The sequence below is a fragment of the Mesorhizobium helmanticense genome, assembly GCF_003034915.1.
Classification (GTDB): Bacteria; Pseudomonadota; Alphaproteobacteria; order Rhizobiales; family Rhizobiaceae; genus Mesorhizobium; species Mesorhizobium helmanticense.
Window position 1 is genome coordinate 1 of sequence record NZ_PZJX01000087.1, and the last position, 6,632, is coordinate 6,632.

Consider the following 6,632-nt stretch of genomic DNA (forward strand, 5'->3'; position numbering starts at 1 on the left):
CCTGAGTCTCCAGCCAAACCGAACCTCCCCGTTGGCAACGTCAGCTCGTGCGCGATTGAGCTCTTCTGGCAGTTCGAGCTAAGTGAGGTGTAGCACTGCTCATTTGAGGGCTGGAAATATTGAATCAACATGCGTCCCATCGCGATACGCGATTAGTCTGGCTCGACACCCATTCCGGGCTTTGCGGGCATCATGTGGGCTGGGTCGCTACCGAAATGTGGACAGAAGCCCGGGCGGAGAGATCTGTTTCACTACAGCTTCCCCCAACACACGCCCCACCCTTGCTCGCCTTGCAGATAACAACGGCATGCGCATCGGCGATCCAGCTTTTCACCCAGCTCTATCAAAGGCGTGATGAGCCGGCCGCGTGGCGTTGGCGCGGAGTAACCCGTCATTTAGCAAGCCAGCACGCGGACATGTGCTGAGGCCCCACCTCGATGGCCGGCGGCTCCTCTTGCCGGCACCGATCGAAGGCAAGCGGACAACGTGGATGAAAACGACAGCCTTTCGGCACGCGTGCGGCGCTTGGAACCTCCCCGTGCAGGGCCGGCAGGTCGGCCCGACCTGCGTTGCTCCCAATCTGTGGGGTGGCGTTCCGCAAGGCCACCGTATACGGGTGGCGGGGGTTGAATGTGATTTCGTCGGCGCTACCGATCTCGACCAATTTCCCAAGATACAAGACGGCTATTCGGTCGGCGATCAACCAGGCGAGCGGCAGGTCGTGAGTAATGAACAGCAGCGCCATGTTGTGCTTGTCGCGCAGGTCAACCAGGACCTGAAGAATCTGTGCTCGTATCGAGACATCGAGCATCGACACAGGTTCATCAGCAACGATGAGCTCCGGCCTGACGGCCAGCGCTCCGGCAATCACGACTCGCTGGCGCTGCCCTCCTGACAGTTCGTGTGGGAAGCGGGCGAAGAAGTCACCGGGAGGATTGAGCCCGGCGGACGCAAGAGCTTCGCCTACCCGCTCGACGAGCTGTTTGCTATTCTCGACCAGCCGCAGTGAACGGAGCGGCTCCGCCACGATATCGAACACCATGTGTCGCGGATTGAGCGCCTGATAAGCGTCCTGAAAGATCATCTGCACGCGATGCCGATAAGGGCGCAAAGCCGACAGGCCTTGAACGGATGTAATGTCGCGGCCCTCGAACAGCAACCTGCCGCCTGTCGGTTGGGCAAGCTTGGTGATGATGCGGCCCACTGTCGTCTTGCCGCTGCCCGATTCCCCGACCAGGGCTACGATCTCGCCCCGTCCGACGTCGAGGTCGATGCCGTCCACCGCACGCACTGCGCCGGCAGGTCGGCCTAGGACACGGTCGAAGAGTCCGCCTTGGATAGGAAAATGAACTTGTAGACTCTCGAGACGGAGGAAGTCGGCGGTATCAAGCATGAGCTGCTACCTTGTCTTCTTGCGTCAAGGACTGGTGAAGGTGACAAGCGACGCGTCCCAGCCCGAACGTATCGAGGCTCGGGACTTCGGTCGCGCAAACCGCCATAGCCGACGGGCAACGCCGATGGAAAGCGCAGCCCGACGGTCGATTCATCAAGTTAGGTGGATCCCCGGGGATGGGCCGAATGATCCGTTTGCCGCTCGCTGGGTTCGGGATCGATTCGATCAGCAGGCGGGTGTAGGGATGATTGGGCTTGGCAAAGATTTCGGCGACAGTGCCATCTTCGACGATTCGGCCGGAATACATGATCATAACGTGATCACAACACTCAGCGACGACAGAAAGGTCGTGGGTGATCAAAATGAGGGCAAGGTTAAGCTGCGATCGCAACTCCCCCAGCAGCTTCAGGATCTGAGCCTGAGTGATGACGTCGAGTGCCGTGGTGGGCTCGTCACCAATGACGATCGAGGGGCGACATGCGAGCGCCATGGCGATCATCACCCTTTGTCGCATGCCACCGGACAATTCGTGGGGATAGGCCGCGCCCCGATCGGCCGGAATACCGACGAGCTCGAGCAGCTCTCTTGCCCGCGCGGTCGCCTCGCCACACGACATACCCAGCTTCAGCATACACGGCTCAGCGATCTGCTTGATGACGCGGTGAACAGGATTAAGCGCATTCATCGCCCCCTGGAAGATAACGGACGTTTCGCTCCAGCGATGTGGCCGCATCGCCGCATCATCGTCGATCGGCAGTCGGTTACCGCGATAACGCACCTCGCCGCTGCCGACCCTCGCGTTGGGTGATAGCAGACCCGCGATCGCCATGGCGGTTGTGGTCTTTCCACTGCCCGATTCACCGACGAGCGCAACGGCCTGCCCGGCTCCGAGAGCGAAGCTTACGCCGTCGATCGCTCGCAACGAAACGCCTTTGAGCCCATAGTCGACGGAGAGTCCGTCAACCTCCAAAAGCGGCACCCCGCTTTGAGAGCAGTCAATCATGGAATCACCCTGTGGCGTGGATTGAAGGTGTCGTCGAGCGCATTGCCAATCAGGACGAAGCTAAGGGAAACCGCTATTACGCAAAGCCCGGGGGCGCCGAGATACCACCAGGCTCCGGCACTGGCTGCACCGGCGCGCTGTGCAAGCGAAAGCAAAGTGCCCCATGAAGGTTGCAACGGATCGCCAAGCCCGAGGAACGACAGCGATGTCTCGACATAAATTGCGCCGGCGACGACCAGAGCACCATTGGCTGCGATTTGCGGCACGAGATTGGGAAGGATGTGCCGTATCATGATACTGAAATTGCTGCTGCCCGCGACGCGCGCGCGATCAACGAATGTTCGCTCCTTAAGCGACAGTGTCTGGCTGCGAACGATACGTGTGCCGAAAGCCCAGCTTGTCATGCCGATAACGACAATGATCACGAAAAGAGAAGGACGGAAGCCAAGGATTTCGCCGCCCCGCCCCATCACCTGGAGAAAGACGGGGGTGATGACCAGCGCCAGTACGAAGGACGGCATGACGAAAAAGAAATCCGTCAAGCGCATTAGCCAGACGTCAACCCTGCCACCATAATAGCCAGCCGTCATACCGATCGTAGTCCCGACGACGAGGCTGATCACGGTCGCCAGTAGCGCGATCGTAAGAGAGATCCGTGCGCCATGGACGACCAGATTCAGCACGTCCCGCCCGACTTCGTCCGTACCCAGAAGATGTTGGCTTTGAGGCGGAGCAAGGAAGTCGCCGCTTGCGGTACCCGCAGTCTCAAGCGGCCCCACAACGGCATTGGGCACCGCAGCCAGCCCAAGGAAGAATACGAGACACAACAGACCGAGCTGAGCCCCGCCATAGCCAAGAAATTTGCGCAGGAACCCCATAATCGCTCGCGCCCGGGTTCGGGGGGAATACTGAACAGTCCTTTCACTCATTGCCGAACTCTCGGATCAAGAATGCCGTAGGCAAGATCGGTGACTAGGTTTGCAACAACAATAGACGCACCGAGCAACAGAAAAATTCCTTGAAGGACCGGGTAGTCGCGCGCGTTGAGCGCCTCGACTGTGAGTCCGCCGATTCCCGGCCAAGCGAAAACAGCTTCGACGGTAATGGCACCTGCGACCACATAGCCAAGGTTGAGGGTAATCAAGGTCACGACCGGCAGCATTGCATTCCGAAATGCATGACGCATCAGCATCTGTCCGCGGTTCAGCCCTTTGGCGCGCGCCGTCACCATGTAATCCTCGGTGACGACGTCACTCATTGCGGCACGTGCGACCACGACGTATTGGCCGATCAGCCCAAGCGTCACCGCCGTGACCGGCAGCGCGAGATGCCGCAGGTAATCGATCAACCAATCAAGGGAACCGCTGATAGCGCCAGGTGAATATGCGCCGTAGCCGGGGAGCCAGCCCAACGCCGTACTGAAGATCACCACCAGGAGCATGCCGAGCCAGAAAGACGGCGTAGAATAGAGAGCCAGAGAGGCTCCCGTGACGATATGGTCGACGGCTCCTCCTCGGCGCCAGCCCGCATATAGGCCAAGCATGACCCCGCATAGGATGGCGATGAATTGGGCTAGACCGACCAGTGCGACGGTAGCCGGCAAGCGCTCCAAAATCAGGTCAGAGACATGCCTGCCCCTGAATTTGAAGCTATAGCCGAAATCGCCATGCAGACTTGCCGACAGGTAGTCGACCACCTGGTCTGGGAATAGCGGCCGGTCGAGGCCCCAGTTCTGGCGCTGAGCCTCCATCTGCTCAGCGGTCACGCTGGTGCGCGCACCGCCAAGCAGAAGCGCTGCAGGGTCGCCTGGAATGATTCTGAACAAGATGAAGTTTAGCGACGCCACCATCAGAAGCGTCACGGCCGCCCTGAGGAAGATGCGCCCCACGTGCTGGCTCTTCGGGGCTCCTATTCCAGTGCTAGCCATTCTGTGGCCTCAAGCGATCGAGCGGGAAATAGCTCCACATCGACATGAGATCCTGGGTTCCCCAGCCTTCGAAGCAATCCTTGCGACGGGCCTCAAGCAGGGTGGGGTAACATAGCATGATGTAGGGCGCCTCGGCGTAAATGAGCCGCACCGCCTGGTCGACTAGCTGCTGGCTCTTCTTGAGGTCGACGGTGACCTCGACCTCTGACAGGAGCTTGTCGAATTTCTCATTTGTCCAGAACGATCCGTTGTTGGTACCGATGGCCTTGCTGCTGCCGAGGATTAGCAGGTCGCGAGGCCTGGTACCTAGCCAGCCGTTGTCAATGAGCAGATCCCAGCCTCCGCCGCCATTTTCCGGAGCTGCCCAACGGGCACGTAACGCGCCGGCGTCGAGCTGGGTCACCGACACGGGGATGCCAATTTGTTCGAACCACCCAGCGACAAGCTGCACGGCCGCGATGGGTATCTCGATGTTCGCCGAAGGTCCGGCTATCAGCTCAAGCTGGAAGCTTTTTCCTTCCCTGTCCTCTCGCACGCCGTCACCGTTCGTGTCCCGATAGCCGGCAGCATCGAGCCTGCGGCCCGCCTCGGCTAGATCGAAATGACGCCTGATATCACTGAGGTCCGAATAGTAATCGGTTGCCAGCGGCATCACCAGTCCAACGCCGGGATCGCCGTGCCCGCGCAGTGCGCGCTCGACAATGGCCTTCTGGTCGATCGCATACCCGATTGCAACGCGAAACGCTGGATCCTGCAGCGCCTTGGTGCTGCCTGCCCCCTTCCCCGAGAGAGTGTTGAAGGCCAAATAATCCCGCTGCTCAATGCGCGATTCATTGACCACGATGCCGGGATCCTTCGAGAGGTCGGCCCACTGGGCAGCCGTCAGGTAGAAGCCATAATCGAGGTCTCCGCTCTTCAGACCCTGCGCGATGAGATCGGCCGATTTGAAGAAGTGCAATATCATGCCAGACGTCTTCGGCTGGCCCCCCCGGAAGTACTTGTTTGCGGTCAAGCTGGCGAATTGATCCTGCTGAAACTCCGAAACTATCATAGGCCCTGTGCCCACGAGCGGCGGATCGTTGCGGAACGTGCTGCGCGCGTCGGCGTTGCTGATGTCCTTCCAGATGTGCTCGGGAACAATCATCGTTTGGTTGTCGATTGGCCAGAGGGTGGGGACCTTGGTCACGATCTGCAAAGTCTCATCGTCGAGGGCCGTGATGGACTCGACGTTTTGCAAACCGTCGGTGTTGTTCCAGCCGACGTTTAACTCGTCGGGCTTGCCAATGGAGTCGCGGAGATACTTATAGGTGAATGCTGCATCCCGTGCGGTGGCAGGTTGGCCATCCGACCACTTCATGTCCGGCCAGATCTTGAAGGTCCAGGTGAGCTTATCGTCCGCAACGGACCACAGCTTGGCAAACCCCTTCCGATCTTCGTGACGCCGGGCGTCCGGGCCGACCAGGCAGTCATAGGTGAAAACCTGCGGCCAGAACGAGCTCCAGGTTGCAAAGGGGTTCATGGTGTCGGGGAAGATGGTTCCGCCGAGGCGCACGATGTGATCGTCGCACGAAGAGGCAAACGCGCTTGAGCGCATGACCCACGGTGCAGCTGATCCCATAAGCAGCGCCTTCATGACCACGCGTCGACTGAGTGTCCACTGGTTCATTCTGTCCTCCCCTAAAGCCACGCCGAAATTCCAGCCCTTAAAGAGCAGTGATGCGAAGCCAATACCGACGCATGAAGCTAGGCAATGATGCCGCTGTTCCCGTTGTTGTTGTGGGCTGAGGGTCAGACGGAATTCCGGAAATGGCAAACATAGAATCCGTATGGCACCTATCTAGGAGTCAGATGGGTTTGCCGGCCGTCTGCCAAAAGCAAATAAGGACTGCGACAATGTTGAAAAAGGCGACCGGCAGCTTCAATCGCTAGGGACGGAACTTCGCTCGCGCAGGCGGGGGCACTCCTAGGTACTAGGAAGCGGATGCCGCGCGCTATCAATAAACTGGCGTTTTGAATGTCACCGGACATCCTTCGGTCTCCCTGCCTATGGCACAAAGCGCCAGCGGGCTGCTGATTGGAATTCAGATCCTCGGTCGCTTCATAAAAGAGGCCACGCTGGTGCGCATCGCACGAGACTTGGAGCAAGCCAGGCCAATCGCGTATCGCGATGGGACGCATGTTGATTCAATATTTCCAGCCCTCAAATGAGCAGTGCTACACCTCACTTAGCTCGAACTGCCAGAAGAGCTCAATCGCGCACGAGTTCACGTTGCCAACGAAGAGAGGTTCGGTATGACTGAAGACGCACG

At 59.2% G+C, this 6,632-nt stretch carries 5 protein-coding genes and 1 pseudogene; all 6 read right to left on the minus strand.

The window, feature by feature from the left end; translation table 11 throughout:
- Nucleotides 1-161: 161 nt before the first annotated feature.
- Nucleotides 162-322, minus strand: a pseudogene (locus C9427_RS33135) (methylaspartate ammonia-lyase); the annotation flags it as partial.
- Between the two features lie 69 nt (nucleotides 323-391).
- Entirely contained in the window at nucleotides 392-1,393 is a 1,002-nt protein-coding gene (locus C9427_RS33140; protein WP_107653138.1) for an ABC transporter ATP-binding protein, read from the minus strand.
- On the minus strand, nucleotides 1,386-2,396 hold the full coding sequence (locus C9427_RS33145; RefSeq protein ID WP_107653139.1) for an ABC transporter ATP-binding protein: 1,011 nt from the start codon (nucleotides 2,394-2,396) through the stop codon (nucleotides 1,386-1,388). The genes C9427_RS33140 and C9427_RS33145 overlap by 8 nt, the downstream gene beginning before the upstream one ends.
- Nucleotides 2,393-3,325 carry an ABC transporter permease gene (locus C9427_RS33150; RefSeq protein WP_107653140.1) on the minus strand — a complete coding sequence of 311 codons (933 nt, stop codon included), beginning with the start codon at nucleotides 3,323-3,325 and terminating at the stop codon, nucleotides 2,393-2,395. The genes C9427_RS33145 and C9427_RS33150 overlap by 4 nt, the downstream gene beginning before the upstream one ends.
- Entirely contained in the window at nucleotides 3,322-4,323 is a 1,002-nt protein-coding gene (locus tag C9427_RS33155) for an ABC transporter permease (RefSeq protein WP_107653141.1), read from the minus strand. The genes C9427_RS33150 and C9427_RS33155 overlap by 4 nt, the downstream gene beginning before the upstream one ends.
- Entirely contained in the window at nucleotides 4,316-5,989 is a 1,674-nt protein-coding gene (locus C9427_RS33160; RefSeq protein ID WP_107653142.1) for an ABC transporter substrate-binding protein, read from the minus strand. Before C9427_RS33160 ends, C9427_RS33155 begins: the two co-directional genes overlap by 8 nt.
- Between the last annotated feature and the right edge of the window lie 643 nt (nucleotides 5,990-6,632).